The sequence below is a fragment of the Caulobacter segnis genome (assembly GCF_003243465.1).
Classification (GTDB): domain Bacteria; phylum Pseudomonadota; class Alphaproteobacteria; order Caulobacterales; family Caulobacteraceae; genus Caulobacter; species Caulobacter segnis_A.
Genome location: NZ_QFQZ01000033.1, coordinates 1 through 13,896, shown reverse-complemented (window position 1 = coordinate 13,896; position 13,896 = coordinate 1). Strand labels below are relative to the sequence as shown.

General features: G+C 69.7%; 16 protein-coding genes. 10 read left to right on the top strand and 6 right to left on the bottom strand.

Translation table 11 applies throughout. The features are described 5' to 3' along the window. Nucleotides 1-69: 69 nt before the first annotated feature. Nucleotides 70-486 (bottom strand): hypothetical protein, encoded by a 417-nt coding sequence (locus tag DI526_RS11750; protein ID WP_304277837.1) that lies wholly within the window; start codon nucleotides 484-486, stop codon nucleotides 70-72. Nucleotides 487-606: 120 nt separating this feature from the next. Here DI526_RS11750 and pseB point away from each other — a divergent pair, with 120 nt between their 5' ends. From pseB to DI526_RS11735, 3 genes are all read left to right on the top strand, one after another. After that, on the top strand, nucleotides 607-1,647 hold the full coding sequence (pseB, locus tag DI526_RS11745) for a UDP-N-acetylglucosamine 4,6-dehydratase (inverting) (protein ID WP_304277835.1): 1,041 nt from the start codon (nucleotides 607-609) through the stop codon (nucleotides 1,645-1,647). After that, the gene (gene pseC / locus DI526_RS11740) at nucleotides 1,644-2,804 is read left to right on the top strand and encodes a UDP-4-amino-4,6-dideoxy-N-acetyl-beta-L-altrosamine transaminase (protein WP_304277834.1); all 1,161 of its coding nucleotides are present in this window, start codon (nucleotides 1,644-1,646) and stop codon (nucleotides 2,802-2,804) included. Before pseB ends, pseC begins: the two co-directional genes overlap by 4 nt. 116 nt (nucleotides 2,805-2,920) lie before the next feature. Then, nucleotides 2,921-4,018, top strand: coding sequence for a DUF5694 domain-containing protein (locus DI526_RS11735; RefSeq protein ID WP_304277832.1), 1,098 nt, complete (start codon nucleotides 2,921-2,923; stop codon nucleotides 4,016-4,018). A 61-nt stretch (nucleotides 4,019-4,079) separates the two neighbouring features. On the opposite strand, the gene DI526_RS11730 is transcribed toward DI526_RS11735, so the two are convergent. Together DI526_RS11730 and DI526_RS11725 are read right to left on the bottom strand one after the other, a co-directional pair. Further along, nucleotides 4,080-4,742, bottom strand: a complete 663-nt coding sequence (locus DI526_RS11730; protein ID WP_304277830.1) for a hypothetical protein — start codon at nucleotides 4,740-4,742, stop codon at nucleotides 4,080-4,082. 90 nt (nucleotides 4,743-4,832) lie between these two features. Continuing rightward, complete coding sequence (locus DI526_RS11725; RefSeq protein WP_304277828.1) at nucleotides 4,833-6,530, bottom strand: hypothetical protein; 1,698 nt, start codon at nucleotides 6,528-6,530, stop codon at nucleotides 4,833-4,835. Nucleotides 6,531-6,742: 212 nt separating this feature from the next. Between DI526_RS11725 and DI526_RS11720 the strand changes: the two genes are divergently transcribed. The 5 genes from DI526_RS11720 (at nucleotide 6,743) to DI526_RS11700 (ending at nucleotide 10,242) form a co-directional block, all read left to right on the top strand. Further along, nucleotides 6,743-7,450: a response regulator transcription factor gene (locus DI526_RS11720; protein WP_304277826.1), complete on the top strand. Its 708-nt coding sequence runs from the start codon at nucleotides 6,743-6,745 to the stop codon at nucleotides 7,448-7,450. Then, entirely contained in the window at nucleotides 7,425-9,035 is a 1,611-nt protein-coding gene (locus DI526_RS11715; protein WP_304277824.1) for an ATP-binding protein, read from the top strand. The genes DI526_RS11720 and DI526_RS11715 overlap by 26 nt, the downstream gene beginning before the upstream one ends. After that, a complete protein-coding gene (locus DI526_RS11710) occupies nucleotides 9,032-9,484 on the top strand; it encodes an HPr kinase/phosphorylase (RefSeq protein WP_304277822.1) in 453 nt (150 codons plus the stop codon). Before DI526_RS11715 ends, DI526_RS11710 begins: the two co-directional genes overlap by 4 nt. A gap of 75 nt (nucleotides 9,485-9,559) precedes the next feature. After that, nucleotides 9,560-9,967 carry a PTS sugar transporter subunit IIA gene (locus DI526_RS11705; protein WP_304277820.1) on the top strand — a complete coding sequence of 136 codons (408 nt, stop codon included), beginning with the start codon at nucleotides 9,560-9,562 and terminating at the stop codon, nucleotides 9,965-9,967. Nucleotides 9,968-9,972: 5 nt separating this feature from the next. Then, on the top strand, nucleotides 9,973-10,242 hold the full coding sequence (locus DI526_RS11700; protein WP_304277818.1) for an HPr family phosphocarrier protein: 270 nt from the start codon (nucleotides 9,973-9,975) through the stop codon (nucleotides 10,240-10,242). Nucleotides 10,243-10,258: 16 nt separating this feature from the next. Here DI526_RS11700 and DI526_RS11695 read toward each other — a convergent pair whose 3' ends face one another. Both DI526_RS11695 and DI526_RS11690 read right to left on the bottom strand, forming a co-directional pair. Then, entirely contained in the window at nucleotides 10,259-11,014 is a 756-nt protein-coding gene (locus tag DI526_RS11695; protein ID WP_304277817.1) for an AraC family transcriptional regulator, read from the bottom strand. A gap of 180 nt (nucleotides 11,015-11,194) precedes the next feature. Beyond that, on the bottom strand, nucleotides 11,195-12,016 hold the full coding sequence (locus DI526_RS11690) for an alpha/beta fold hydrolase (protein ID WP_304277815.1): 822 nt from the start codon (nucleotides 12,014-12,016) through the stop codon (nucleotides 11,195-11,197). 229 nt (nucleotides 12,017-12,245) lie between these two features. On the opposite strand from DI526_RS11690, the gene DI526_RS11685 reads away from it, so the two are divergent. Then, nucleotides 12,246-12,629, top strand: coding sequence for a nuclear transport factor 2 family protein (locus tag DI526_RS11685; protein ID WP_304277813.1), 384 nt, complete (start codon nucleotides 12,246-12,248; stop codon nucleotides 12,627-12,629). On the opposite strand, the gene DI526_RS11680 is transcribed toward DI526_RS11685, so the two are convergent. Beyond that, the gene (locus DI526_RS11680) at nucleotides 12,608-12,961 is read right to left on the bottom strand and encodes a hypothetical protein (RefSeq protein WP_304277811.1); all 354 of its coding nucleotides are present in this window, start codon (nucleotides 12,959-12,961) and stop codon (nucleotides 12,608-12,610) included. The genes DI526_RS11685 and DI526_RS11680 overlap by 22 nt on opposite strands. Nucleotides 12,962-13,115: 154 nt before the next feature. Here DI526_RS11680 and DI526_RS11675 point away from each other — a divergent pair, with 154 nt between their 5' ends. After that, on the top strand, nucleotides 13,116-13,481 hold the full coding sequence (locus DI526_RS11675) for a PRC-barrel domain-containing protein (protein WP_304277809.1): 366 nt from the start codon (nucleotides 13,116-13,118) through the stop codon (nucleotides 13,479-13,481). Nucleotides 13,482-13,896 lie beyond the last annotated feature (415 nt).

Below are 13,896 nucleotides of genomic sequence, written 5' to 3'. Positions count from 1 at the left end.
TCGGATTCTTCTGTGGTCAGTCGCCCGGGATCATCATGAGGTCGCGTCTCGACCCGCGCGTAATCCGTCCTAGCTGATCAGGGCCGAGCCCAGCAGGACCTTCGAGCCGGGCTTGCCCAGCACCTGGTCGGCGGCCTTCTGCAGCTCGCGACCGACATAGTCCATGTCCGGCGCCGCGCCGCCGCGCAGGCCGGCGGCGTAGATCATCAGCACCTGGGCGAAGGCCGCCCGCAGACGCGGCGTCGAGGCCTCGGCGCGCTTCATCAGTTCGGGATCCTTGACCTCCAGGCCCGTCTCCAGGGTCATGACGCCCCGTCGGCCGTCGCGGCGCATTACCACCGCATTGATCGGATCGAGCGCGAAATAGGTCTTGGGCGCTTCCTTCTTCTCCTCGCCGTGACCGGCGAAAGCCGGGACAGGCGCGACCAGGGGCGCGGCGGCGAGCGCGGCGGCCAGGACCAGCGGCAGGGAGCGAAAGCGACGCATGCGTCCCTGATAGCGCGCCTGGGTTGACGTCCTCTTTACGTCTGCGGGTGCAAACAGCATCGTTAACCACGCTTCGTCGTCGCGGCCGCAAGCCGGACGCGCGTCTCTCGGAGGCAGACCTTGGGCCGTTTCTCACCCAAGTCCCTTGATCTGGACGGCAAGGTGATCCTGGTCACCGGCGGCACCGGCTCGTTCGGCCGGCGCTTCATCGAGACCGTGCTGCGCCGCTACGCCCCGCGGAAAGTCATCGTCTACTCCCGCGACGAATTGAAGCAGAGCGACATGCAGATCGAGCTGCGCGAGCAATTCGACGAGAAGACCTACGCCAAGATGCGCTTCTTCCTGGGCGACGTTCGCGACCGCGAGCGCCTGACCCTGGCCCTGCGCGGCGTCGACATCGTCATCCACGCCGCGGCCCTCAAGCAGGTGCCGGCGGCCGAGTACAATCCGTCCGAGTGCATCCACACCAACGTGCTGGGCGCCGAGAACGTGGTCTGGGCCAGCCTCAGCAATGGCGTCAAGCAGGTGGTGGCGCTTTCGACCGACAAGGCCTGCAACCCGACCAACCTCTATGGCGCGACGAAGCTGGCCTCGGACAAGACCTTCGTGGCGGCCAACAACCTGTCGGGCGACATCGGCACGCGCTTCTGCGTCGTGCGCTACGGCAACGTGGTCGGCTCGCGCGGCAGCGTGGTGCCGCTGTACCGCCGGATGCTGGATAACGGCGCCACCGAGCTGCCGGTCACCGATCCGCGCATGACCCGCTTCTGGATCACGCTGAACGAAGGCGTCGACTTCGTGCTGTCGTCGCTGACCATGATGCGCGGCGGCGAGATCTTCGTGCCGAAGATCCCGTCGATGTCGATGCCGGACCTGGTCAAGGCCATGTCCCCGACCGCCGGAATCAAGGTCGTGGGCATCCGTCCGGGCGAGAAGCTGCACGAGATCATGATCAGCGCCGACGACGCCCGCGCCACCGTCGAGTTCGAGGACCGCTACGCGATCGAGCCCAACTTCGCCGAGTTCGGCCGCAAGCCCTATTCCGCCGCCGACGGCGCCAAGCCGGTGGGCGAGGACTTCTCGTACAGCAGCGACAACAACCACGACTGGCTGTCGCCCGAGGGCCTCTTGGCCATGCTGGAGGAGAAGGCCGCCCGATGAGCGGCTCCTTCCTCCCCTATGGCCGCCAGACGATCGAGGACGACGACATCGCGGCCGTCGCGGAGGCCCTGCGCGGCGACTTCCTGACCACCGGCCCGACGGTCGAGGCGTTCGAGACCGCCTTCGCCCGCAAGGTCGGCGCTTCGCACGCCGTGGCGGTGTCGAACGGCACCGCGACCCTGCACCTGGCCATGCTGGCTCTCGGGATTGGCGAGGGCGACACCTGCATCGCCCCCTCGGTCACCTTCCTGGCCACCGCCAACTGCGCCCGCTATGTCGGCGCCGAGGTGGTGTTCGCCGATGTCGACCAGGGCAGCGGCCTGATGACGCCGGAGACCCTGGCCGAGGCCCTCGAGCGCGCCAAGGGCCGGCGGGTGAAGGCCATCCTGCCCGTCCACCTGCGCGGCGACGTCTGCGACCTGCCGGCCCTGAAGGCCCTGGCCGACGCCGCCGGCGCGGTCCTGGTGGAGGACGCCCCCCACGCCCTGGGCTCGATCGCCACCTTCGACGGCGTCGCCCACCCGGTCGGCGACGGCGCCTATTCCAGCTTCGCCAGCTTCTCGTTCCACCCGGTCAAGACCCTCGCCACCGGCGAGGGCGGGATGCTGACCACCAACGACGCGACCCTCGCCGAGCGCGCCCGCCGCCTGCGCTCGCATGGCATGGTCCGGCCCGCCGACGGCGATCCCTGGTGGTACGAGATGCCAGAGCTGGGCTTCAACTACCGCATCCCCGACGTGCTCTGCGCCCTGGGGCTGTCGCAGTTGAACAAGCTGGATCGCTTCGTCGCCCGTCGCCGAGCGCTGACCGCGCTCTACGCCCGCCTGCTGCCCGAGCGCGCCCCCAAGGCCCGCCTGGCGACGAGCCCCGCCTATTCGGACGCCGCCCTGCACCTCCTGACCGTGCTGATCGACTTCGAGGGCCTGGGCCTGACCCGCCGCGCGGTCGTCGAGGCGCTGAAGGCCAAGGGCGTCGGGACGCAGGTCCACTACATCCCGGTCCATCGCCAGCCCTATTACGTCAACCGCCAGGGCCTGGCGGATCTGCCCGGCGCCGACGCCTGGTACGCGCGCTGCCTGACCCTGCCGCTCTTTCCGGCGATGTCGGAAGCAGATGTGGAGCGGGTCGTCGACGCCTTGGCGGAGGTGCTGGGCTGACGGCGCAGGCGCGCGGTCGGCCGATCCAGCGGCCCAGCCAAGATTAAATATCCGTCAGGCGCCTCCACGACACCGCGCCGGAGCCTCTAAGCGGCAAGAGCCGCCTAGGGAATTCCATGTTCCGCACCACCTGCATCCTGACCACCGCCCTGGCCGTGGCTATCATCGCGACCACCGCCCAGGCCGGGGACTATCGGCCGTCCTTCCATCCCGACACCCTGAAGGGCCCACCCCACGGCGCGCCGAATATGGTGATGGTGCTGGGCACGCCCCACCTGAGCGGTCTGCCCAAAACCGTGGACCTGGGTCGGCTGTCGCCGCTGCTGGAGCGGCTGGCGGCCTGGAAGCCGACCGGGATCGCCACCGAGGACCTGTCCGGCCTGCAGTGCGACGCCCTGCGGCGCTATCCGTCCCGCTACGCGGAGACCGTGAAGACCTATTGCCCCGACCCCACGGCGGCCGGCCAGGCGACGGGTCTGGACGTCCCAGCCGCCAACGCCGAGGCCGAGCGCCTGCTGGCCGCCTGGCCCGCCTCGCCGACCGCCGCCCAGCGACGACACCTGGCCGCCGTGTTCCTGGCCGCGGGCGAGCGGGCCTCGGCCCTGGTCCAATGGCTGCGCCTTCCGGAGGCCGAGCGCCGGGCCGGCGACGGCCTGGACGACACGCTCGTCGCCCAGCTCGAGAAACTGCGCGTCCGCCGCAACGAGACCGACCAGATCGCCGCCGTCCTCGCCGCGCGCCTGGGACACGAGCGCCTGTGGAGCGTCGACGACCATTCGGCCGATACGCCCGACAGCCCCGATCCGGCCGAGCAGAAGGCGTTCGAAACGGCGATCCGCGCCGCCTGGGACAATCCGGTCGCCCGCGCCCGCCGCGCCGAGGACCAGCGCCTGCAACAGGATCTCGACAAACCGGAGGGACTGTTGAACGTCTATCGCGCCTACAACAGCCCCAAGGCCCAGCAGATGGCTTATGGGGGCGACTTCGGCGCGACCCTGGTCGAGCCTTCGCCGCAGGCCTTCGGCCGGCAGTACCTCGGCTATTGGGAGACGCGGAACCTGCGCATGGTCGCCAACATCCGCGACGTCCTGGGCCAGCATCCCGGCATGCGCCTGCTGGGCATCGTCGGGGCCTCGCACAAGGGCTATTACGAGGCCTATCTGAACCAGATGCACGACGTGCGGCTGGTGGATACGGAGGCGGTGCTGCGGTGAGCGCGGCGTCGAGGTGGGCGTCTCGGGGAAGTCGGACGCCTGTCTCACTCCAGGTATGGGCTCAGGACAACGGCGGGGGGGTGAAGCTCAGAGTCACGGTGGATATGGCTCCTGAACTCAACTCGATCTTCATGTCCCAGTGCGGCGCCATGCCATAGGCCGTGCGGCGCGCCCAGATGATCGCGCCGTCCTGGTCCACCTCGTCGACGCCGAGCGCGAACGCCTCCTTCAGCTTCGCGGCGGGGTCGGCGCAGGCCTTGGCGTAGTCGCGGCAGATGAACTTGAACGGGTAGCGCGAGGCGGGCTGGGCTTGGGCGGTCAGGCGATAGACCTGACCGATCGCGGGCAATACGCTGCGGAAAGTGCGGTCGTCCTGGGCGACGGTCCACTGGGCGTCGGCGACGCCGTCGCACGAGCGCGGCGGCGCCGCGTGGCGGGCCGTCCAGTCTTCGACGTGGTAGCGGTTTTGCACTTCCACCCGATCGACGCCTTCGCCAGCGTCGCGCTTGTAGAACACGAAGAGCTTCTGGGCGCGGCAGATCGCGTCCCCGATCGGGTCGGCGGTCAGGGTCAAGACGACCCCGCGCCGGGGATCCAAGCCATTGGGACGGTAGGCTTCGCTATGGTCGACCTTCTCGGCTAACCGCGCCAGCACATCGCCAGGCGTGCGCTCGGCGGCTGTCGGCGCCGAGAGCAAGCCAAGCAGGATGAGAGCCAACTTCATCAGACCGCTCCGAGTCCGCCCGCGACATCGGCGAGCCCCGGCGCGGATATTAGCTCAAGGGTTCCGGTCCGCCGAGCGCCGCGCGATCGTTCAAGCCGCCTTGCTGGCCAGGGTCTTGATCAGGTCCATGGTCTGGGGCGACTCGGCGAGCTGTGCGCGCGAGCCGGGATCGCGGGCCAGTTTCAGGGCCTCGATCCGGGCCTTTTCGGCGACCGGGCCGGTGGGGCCGGCCTCGCCCATGGCCAGCTTGGCCAGCAGGGCCAGGCGGTGCGGCAGGGGTGCCGGGGCGCGCACCAGCATGGTCAGGAGACGGGTGTCGGACTCGATCTGGGCGCCGATCTCGCCCAGCTTGGCGCAGAGCGGCTCGTAGTCCTCCCGCACCAGGCCCGAGCGGCTGAGCGAGCGCTGCAGCACCGCCAGCTGGCTGAGCTTGCTGACGGGGGAATCCGGCCCCTGGCGCATTTCCTTCTCGAAGCGCATCGCGCTGATATTGCCGTTCAGCCAGCGCGCGGCGTGACGCTTGTTGACCGCGCCCATGACGTTTTCGGCCAGGCGGATCAGGATCTTGATCTCGTCGTGGGCCGAGCGGTCGCGGCCCAGCAGGCTGTCGATGAACTCGCCGTTCAGCAGGGTCTTCGAGCGCGTGGTGAAGGCGCCCTGGATGTCGTCGGCTTGCAGGATGCGGCCGGCGGCGGCCGTCAGGCTCATGGCCAGGGCCCGCAGGAACTCGATCTCGGCGTCGGCGCTGTCGGGCTTCAGGCGCCGCACGCCGTTCAGCTCGGTCAGCACGCGCTGGGCGATGGCCTTTCGCACGCTGGGAAAGTCGTCGCCGGACAGCCAGCCGCTCAGGCGCTGGGCCGTGCCCGACAGTTCGGGCATGCAGGCGCGGACGCTGGCCTCGATCCGGATCAGGGCCTCGACGGCGACGCCGCCGGTCAGGCGGGTCATGGCCGCCAGGGTCGAGCCCAGGTCGTCCTTGGTGTCCAGCAGGTCGGCCATGCCGGCCCGCGAACCGATGATCTCGGCCAGGGGCTGCTCGATGGCGGCCAGGGCGGCGGCGCGGGCGCGCGGCTCGGCCGGGGCGGCGTCGGCCAGGTCGAGCAGGCGGGCGATCTTGTCGGACCAGTTGGTGGCGGGCGCGATCGAGGCGGCGATCCCCGCCCCCAGCAGGAAGGCGCGGTCGGGATCGGCGACCAGCCGCTCGGCGGCCTTGGCGAAGCCTTCCTTGTCGAGGTCGGGCAAGGCGCCCTTCTTGAAAGCCTTGCTGAGGTTGCCGATCGTGCGCTCGACCAGGCCCTGGAAGTGGCGAATGACCTCGTGGACCGTGACGCCGCGCGCCTCGGCCTCGGGAATGGCGATCTTCTGCAAGGCGTGCTGCAGGTCGGTGCCCGAGGCCTCAAGCTTCTCGACGAGGTCAGGGCGGTGCAGCAGCTCGAAGGGCGTGGCCTTGTGGCGGGTCAGCCAGCCGTCCAGCAGGCGGCCGATGCGGTCGCGGGCGTGAGCCGTGTAGAGGTCGGCCGGCTGGACGCACAGCGGATCGCGATCCTCGGCCTCCTTCTTGGGCTTGCCGCCGTCGACCATGCCCTTGGTGAAGATGGCGATGGACTTGTACTCGCCGGTCTCGGGGTGCAGCGTCTCCTTGCTGACCCGGACGGCCACGCCGCGTTTCTGCTCGAGAACGTCCTCGGCCACCTGCAGGGCGTGCGCGCGATTCTCGGTCGCGATCTCCAGCGTCCACTGCGCGCCGACCTTTCGCCGGACAAATAGCTCGTAATGGATCTGGCTCATTCGGCGATGGCTCCCGGAGCGCCACCTTGGCCCACGAGACCTTAAGGTGAGGTTGAAGAACCCGCTTTGGGGGACGCCGCAATCGCGCCATGCTCGGGCCGCAAAGCGCGACGACACAGGTTGGAAAGCTTCGCCGCGCCGTGCGTTGAAGCCGGGAGCCTCGACCGGTAGGATCGGCGAAGCGACGAAAGTCGAAGCATAAGAACGGATAGATGGCCTTCATCACCCTCATTGACGACGACGAGAACATTGTCGGCTCGATCTCGATGGCCCTGCAGGCCCACGGCCACACGGTGAACCACTTCCACGACGGGGTGGCCGGCCTGGAAGGCGTCGAGGCCAATCCGCCGGATCTCGTCATCCTGGACGTCAAGATGCCCCGCATGGACGGCATGGAGGTGCTGCGCCGCCTGCGCCAGCACTCCGAGATCCCGGTGATCATGCTGACCTCGAAGGACGAGGAGATCGACGAGGTCCTGGGCTTCAACCTCGGCGCCGACGACTACATGCACAAGCCGTTCAGCCAGCGGCTGCTGGTCGAGCGGGTCAAGGCGGTGCTGCGCCGGGCGCGGCCGGAGGGCGAGATCTCGCCGGCGGAGCAGAGCGCGGCCGGCGCCAAGGTGATGAAGCGCGGCAAGCTGACGCTCGATCCCGCCCGCCATGACAGCCTGTGGGACGGCAAGCCGGTGCGCCTGACGGTCACCGAGTTCCTGCTGCTGCAGGCCCTGGCCCAGCGTCCCGGCTTCGTGAAGAGCCGCGACAACCTGATGGACGCCGCCTACGACGACCAGGTCTATGTCGACGACCGCACGATCGACAGCCACATCAAGCGCATGCGCAAGAAGTTCCGCCAGGTCGACCCGGAATTCGACTCCATCGAGACCCTGTACGGCGTTGGCTACCGTTACCGCGAGGCCTGAGGCGGCGGGCGAGCAGCCCCCGCCCCGTCGGCGCCTGGCCTGGCCGCGCGGCTCGCGGCTGGGCCGGCTGATCATCGCGCTGAACGTCCTGGCCCTGGTGATCGTGGTCATCGGGGCGCTGGTGCTGAACGAACTGCGCAGCGGCCTGGTCAACGCGCGCATCGACAGCCTCAGCACCCAGGGCCAGCTGATCGCGAAGGTCATTGATGAGCTGGCGACGGTGGGCGTTCCAGAGCCGGAGCTCGACCCCGTCGCCGCCAGCCAGATCCTGCAAGTGCTGTTCATCCAGCACTCGCAGCGCGCCCGCTTGTTCGACGCGCACGGCAAGGTGCTGGCCGACTCGTTCGTGGTCGCCGACCGCGTCGACTGGAAGGTGCTCCCGCCCGCTCACAAGCCCGGCGAGGCCCAGCAAGGTCCGCGACAATCCCCGGCCGAGCAGGCCAAGGCCGAACGCGCCCAGAAGGCCCTGGCTGACGAGATCGCCCAGGCCATGAAGGGCCGCACCGTCGCCGGCACGCGCATCTCCGAGGACGGCGAGCGCCTGGTCTCCGTCTCCATTCCGATCCAGCACGTGCGCGCCGTGCTCGGCGTCCTCACCCTGGAGGCCGGGGATGTCGACGAGATCATCGCCGCCGAGCGCAAGGCCCTGCTGCCGTTCATCATCGTGGCCATGATCGCGATCCTGATCTCCAGCGTGCTGCTGCACCGGCTGATCGCCATGCCCGTGCTGCGCCTGGCCCGCGCCGCCGACCATGTCCGCCTGCAGGGGGCGCGCGCCATCTCGCTGCCCGACCTCTCGCGCCGCCACGACGAGCTGGGCGACCTGTCCCGCTCGCTGGAGGACATGACCCATTCGCTGTCCGAGCGGATGGACGCCATCGAGCGCTTCGCCGCCGACGTTGCCCACGAGATCAAGAACCCCCTGACCTCGATCCGCTCGGCCGTGGAGACGCTGGATATTGTCAGCGATCCGGCCGCCCGCGCCCGGCTGCTGGCGATCCTGCAGAGCGACGTCAACCGGCTGGACCGGCTGGTGACCGACATCTCCAACGCCTCGCGCCTGGACGCGGAGCTGTCGCGCGAGCCGCCCCGGACGCTGGACCTCAACCGCCTGCTGACCGAGGTGACCAGCCTCTACGACGCCCAGCTGCGTCCCGGCGACGCGCCTGGCAGCGTGCGGGTGCGGCTGTCCCTGGCCGACCCCGGCCACCCGGCGCAGATCCTGGCGCGCGAGACCCCGATCGGCCAGGTGTTCCGCAACCTGATCGACAACGCCCGCTCGTTCAGCCCCGCCGACGGCGAGGTCCGCGTCAGCCTGTCCCGCGCCCGCGGCCGGCTGATCGCGGCGGTCGAGGACGACGGTCCGGGCATCCCGCCCGACAATCTCGAGACCATCTTCGAGCGCTTCTACACCTCGCGGCCCAAGGGTCGGGCGTTCGGCGGCAATTCGGGCCTGGGCCTGTCCATCGCCCGCCAGATCATCGAGGCCCACGGCGGGCTGATCCACGCCGAGAACCGCAAGGACGCGGCCGGGGCGGTGATCGGCGCGCGCTTCGTCGTCGACCTGCCGGACAGCCGGGCGTGAGCGGCGCCGCCGAGCTCCGCCACGCCGGCCTGATCGCCCGCCGCCAGGACGGCCTGTGGCGCGGAGCCCTGATCGAGGGGCCGTCGGGGATCGGCAAGAGCGATCTGGCCTTGCGCGCCCTGGGCCACGGCTTTCGCCTCGTCGCCGACGATCGGGTGCTCGCCTTCGCCAGCGGCGGCCGCCTCTACGGCAAGGCGCCCGGCGCCCTGGCCGGCCTGATCGAGGTGCGCGGCCTGGGCGTCGTCACGGCCGAGGCGCCCCTGCCCTTCTGCGAGATCGCCGTCGTCCTGCGCTGCGTCGGCGGCCCGGAGGCCGTCGAGCGCCTGCCCGAGCCGCGGACCGCGACCCTCGCCGGGATCGCCCTGCCCGCCTTCGACCTGTGGCCGCGGGAACCCTCCGCGCCGGTGAAGATCGGTCAGATCATGCAGTCTCTTGGAGTCCTTCTCTAACGGGCGTATCAAGACCGCCCGCGCGGCATTCTCCCGGCCGCGCAGGGAATGGGGATCCCGTTTGAGATATCTGGCATGATCGGGCTCGTGATCGTGACGCACGGGCGTCTGGCGGAAGAGTTTGTCTCCGCCATGGAGCATGTGGTCGGTCCGCAGACCGCCGTGAAGGCGATCTGCATCGGCCCCGAGGACGACATGGAGCGCCGCCGCTCCGACATCCTCAAGGCCTGCGCCGACGTCGACCAGGACGGCCAGGGCGTCATCCTGCTGACCGACATGTTCGGCGGCACGCCCAGCAATCTGGCCATCTCGGTGATGGAGCAGACCAAGGCCGAGGTCATCGCCGGCCTCAACCTGCCCATGCTGATCAAGCTGGCCAGCGTGCGCCAGCGCGAGACCTTGCAGGCCTGCGTCGCCCACGCCCAGGAAGCTGGACGCAAATATATCTCCGTGGCCTCCTACGTGCTCGCCGGAGAGAAGTAAGCGGAATGCATTCCAGAACGGTCGAGATCGTCAACGAGCGCGGCTTGCACGCCCGGGCCTCGGCGAAGTTCGTGAAGATGGCGTCCAGCTTCGACGCCGAGGTGACGGTCAGCCGCGACGGCGCCAGCGTCGACGCCCGCTCGATCATGGGCCTGATGATGCTGGCCGCCGGCATCGGCTCGACCATCGACATCAGCGCCGAAGGCCCCGAGGCGGACGCCGCCCTGGAAGCCCTGTGCGAGCTGGTGGCCAACCGGTTCGACGAGGAGCGGTAGGCCGCCCCTCGCAAAGCTAGCCCCTGGTAAGACTTGCCGGCGAAGGCGGGTCGGTCGAGCGCCGCGCGTCCGCCGGCGCGGTTGCGATCTCCAGCCCGTCGACGCATCGCCGCCACCGCGCCGGCGGCACGCCCACGACCTGGCTGAACACCCGGGTCAGGTGGCTCTGGTCCGCGAAGCCGCAGGCCAGAGCGACCTCGGCGATGGAGAGCTGGTTGGCGACCAGCAGCCCCTTGGCCTGCTCCACCCGAAGCAACTGCCGCCAGCGCCGCGGCGTGACGCCGAAGGTCTGCTTGAAGGCCTTGATGAAGTAGCCGTTCGACAGGCGACAGGCCTCGGCCAGCTCCGACACGCTCGGCGGATGTCGGTCCAGAGGCGTCATCAGGTCCACCGCCCGCTTCTGCTGCCAGCGCGACAGGCCGCCCTTGGCGACCTCGGGCCCGCCGCCCGGCGGCTTCGGCGCGGGACCGCCCGAGCTCTTCAGCCGACGCGCGCCGGCCTCGACCGGAGCCTTGCGCTGGGCGGTCGCGCCCGCGGCGACGGCGATCACGTGCAGGAGCTCGCAGACCCCGTCCAGGTCCGGGGCGGGCGTCCTCAGGCGCCGGAGACCGTCTTCGACGCTCGAGAGAATGATCGCGATCTCCGGCGGGATCTCGCCGGATCGGCCGATCGAGGCCGCGTCACCGGCCCGCGCAGGATCCTGCCGGCGCGAAACCGCGAGGTCGCGGCTTCCACCGTCGTCACGTCGATCGGAGGCTGTGTCGCAACGCATGGAGCGCGCCTTCCTCGGCCGCGAGAGGCCGCACCTTCGCAACCTTCGCGCTCAAGGTCGGCGCGTTCGCCCCGCCTCTCAATGTCGTCCGGAGGGTCCGGGCGCGACCCATTTGGGTGGTCGCCCACCCCTCCCCGGCCGAGCCCGACGCCGATCCGCGATACGCGCCGCGGCGCGGCGTCAGCGCCCTTGGGGCTGGACGGACCTGACGGCCTCCTCGATCACCGCGGCGACCTCGGCGGGATGCGACAGGATCGCATAGTGGCTCGACGGCACGACCTTGGTCTTCGCGTTCAGCTTCTTGGCGAGGTCGCGTTGCAAAGCCGGGCTCAGCGCGCGATCGTTGGTCGCGACGACGTACCAGGACGGCCGCGTCTTCCAGGCGGCGATCGAGACCTTGTCCCCGAAGGCGCCGGCGCCCAGCGCGCCCTGGGTGGCGGCGAGCACCTTGGCCTCGGCCTTGGGCAGGTCCTGGCCAACGTCCTCGGCGATCCCCTTCTCGCTCAGATAGAGGAAGCCCTGGCCGTCATCGATCACCTGGTCGAGGACCGGCTGCTTGGGATAGGCGCTGATCAGGTCATAGCCGCTCTGCCCCTCGCTGTTGGCGAACGCCGCGACATAGACCAGAGCCTTGACCTTGGGATCGTCACCGGCCTGGGTGATCACGCTGCCGCCCCAACTGTGGCCGACCAGGACCACGGGTCCCTTGGCGTAGGCGATCGCGCGCTTGGCCGCGGCGACGTCGTCGGCCAGCGAGGTCAGGGGGTTCTGGACGCTCAGCACCCGAACGCCCTTGGCCTGCAGCAGCGGGATGACCTTGCTCCAGCTCGAGCCGTCGGCCCAGGCGCCATGCACCAGGATGACCGTGACGGGCCCGGACGCAGCCTCGGCGGCCGCCGGCGCGGCGAACGCGGCCCGGGTGGGCGCGGCGGCGAAAAGGCCCCCGGCGACGATCAGGGCGGACACGGCGGTGTTGAACGCGAACGTCTTGAGCTTGCTCATGGAACCCTCCGATAGCCCGCCGGGCCGCCAGCGACGCCCGACCCTAGGTCCGCGGCGAGCGGGGGCCTTGTATCGGATGACGGTGTTTGGGCGGCGTTTGCTCAAATGCGCGACGGAGCCCCCAAGGGCGAACAAGCGGGTAGGCGCCGCCCCCGACAGCCCGTTAGCTAGGCGCTCGCCCTGGCCTGGCGCGACCGTCGCGCGAGCCGCCCACCGCCGAGTCCCCGCCATGACCACGCCGCCCGCCATGACCACGCCGATCGAATCCCGCCTGCTCGAAGACAGCATCAAGCGCGTCTGGAACGAGCACGACGACGCCCGCCGCCTCGCGGCGATGCGCGAGATCTATCACCCGGACGCGGTGATCTTCGAACCGAGCCGCGCCGTCACCGGCCATCAGGCGATCTCGGACGTCGTGCGGGACGTCCTCAGGGACATGCCGCCCGGCTTCACCTTCCGCGTCGTCGGCCCCACCCTCGGCCACCACGGCGTCGCGACCACGCGGTGGGAAGGCGGCCCGGCCGACACGGTGATCGTCAGCGGCGTCGACGTCGTGCGGGTCAAGGACGAGCTGCTGATCGAGCACTACTTCTATTTCGATCCCCAGGCCTGAGAGCCCAGCGGCGCCGTCGTCGCCAGGCGCCGATCCAGGTCGCGACGACACCAGCCCAGGTCGCGCAGCTCGGCGGGGCTCAGGATCGCGCCGGGCGCGGGCTGATCGCGCGCCGGCGCGACGCCGCTCAGTCGCTCGCCGTCGGTGAAGTCGAGGCGGAACGGGGTGACCTTGAATCCGCCTGGAAACCGACCGCGAAAGCCGAGGATGTAGCGAGGGATCGATGGCGCGCCCACGGCCTCGATGGTCAGGTCGACGAGACGGCTCCGAAACAGTCCCTTCGCCGGCCGGGGCGTGACCGCGACCACGCGAAAGCCACCCTCTTGTCCCACGCTGCTAGCCCTCCGCGACTTCGGAAAAAGGATGGCAAGGCGGCGCTCATCAGGTCAATCGCCCCTCTCCGGCAAGGGGAGAAGGAAGCCCCCGGATCGATCCTCCGCACACGGCGTTATTCCGAACCTACGCCATGTGAAAAGGAGCTGATCGATGAAGTTCGCTGTCCTGGGCCTTTCCATCGCCGCCGTCGCCACGGGCGCGGTCGCCCAGACGACCATCGCGCACCAGGAAGGCCAGCTGGCCAAGGGCGCCTTCACGGTGGGTCAGATCGAGGACGCCGACGTCATCGACTCCGCCAACCGCAAGGCCGGCGAGGTCGAGCATGTCCTGCTGGACTCGGCCGGCAAGCCTACAGCCATCGTCATCGAGATCGACCGCATGGGCCCGGACAAGAAGGTCGTCGTGGCCCTGGCCGACGTGACGGTCTCGCCCGAGCCCGGCGATCCGGACGACCACATCGTCCGCGCCAAGCTGACCAAGGCGCAACTGGCGGCGTTGCCGGACTGGAAGGGCTGACGTCCATCCGAGCCTCGCCGCTCGACCAGCCCCACCCTCACGGGTGGGGCTTTTTCTTTGGGGGGGCGGTACGGTGCATCTCTCCTCCCCCATCGGGGGAGGGGGACCCGCGAACGCGGGTGGAGGGGCCCTGTGCTGCGGGGCTACATCCTGTGGCCGGCCAAGGGAGCATTTTCTGATCTGACGGGGGCGTCGCCGAAGCGGCTGGCCCCTCCACCGCCGTTCGGCGGTCCCCCTCCCCCAATGGGGGAGGAGAGAAAGAGTACGAGCGTTCGCGGCGCTCTATGATCCGCGTAGACGAAATCGAACCGAACGATTTCAAACGCTTGTCGATTCTACACGCCGCTGGATCATCCGCGTTGAAACCGCATCCATACTCAGAGCTGTCCCCGTCGCGGGGGAGGGCGCTTGGATC

Bases quoted from the DNA above. Each gene is read 5' to 3' on its own strand.
- DI526_RS11750 (WP_304277837.1), bottom strand. From the start codon at position 486: ATGCGTCGCTTTCGCTCCCTGCCGCTGGTCCTGGCCGCCGCGCTCGCC.
- pseC (WP_304277834.1), top strand. From the start codon at position 1,644: ATGAGCGGCTCCTTCCTCCCCTATGGCCGCCAGACGATCGAGGACGAC.
- DI526_RS11735 (WP_304277832.1), top strand. From the start codon at position 2,921: ATGTTCCGCACCACCTGCATCCTGACCACCGCCCTGGCCGTGGCTATC.
- DI526_RS11730 (WP_304277830.1), bottom strand. From the start codon at position 4,742: ATGAAGTTGGCTCTCATCCTGCTTGGCTTGCTCTCGGCGCCGACAGCC.
- DI526_RS11725 (WP_304277828.1), bottom strand. From the start codon at position 6,530: ATGAGCCAGATCCATTACGAGCTATTTGTCCGGCGAAAGGTCGGCGCG.
- DI526_RS11720 (WP_304277826.1), top strand. From the start codon at position 6,743: ATGGCCTTCATCACCCTCATTGACGACGACGAGAACATTGTCGGCTCG.
- DI526_RS11705 (WP_304277820.1), top strand. From the start codon at position 9,560: ATGATCGGGCTCGTGATCGTGACGCACGGGCGTCTGGCGGAAGAGTTT.
- DI526_RS11700 (WP_304277818.1), top strand. From the start codon at position 9,973: ATGCATTCCAGAACGGTCGAGATCGTCAACGAGCGCGGCTTGCACGCC.
- DI526_RS11695 (WP_304277817.1), bottom strand. From the start codon at position 11,014: ATGCGTTGCGACACAGCCTCCGATCGACGTGACGACGGTGGAAGCCGC.
- DI526_RS11690 (WP_304277815.1), bottom strand. From the start codon at position 12,016: ATGAGCAAGCTCAAGACGTTCGCGTTCAACACCGCCGTGTCCGCCCTG.
- DI526_RS11685 (WP_304277813.1), top strand. From the start codon at position 12,246: ATGACCACGCCGCCCGCCATGACCACGCCGATCGAATCCCGCCTGCTC.
- DI526_RS11675 (WP_304277809.1), top strand. From the start codon at position 13,116: ATGAAGTTCGCTGTCCTGGGCCTTTCCATCGCCGCCGTCGCCACGGGC.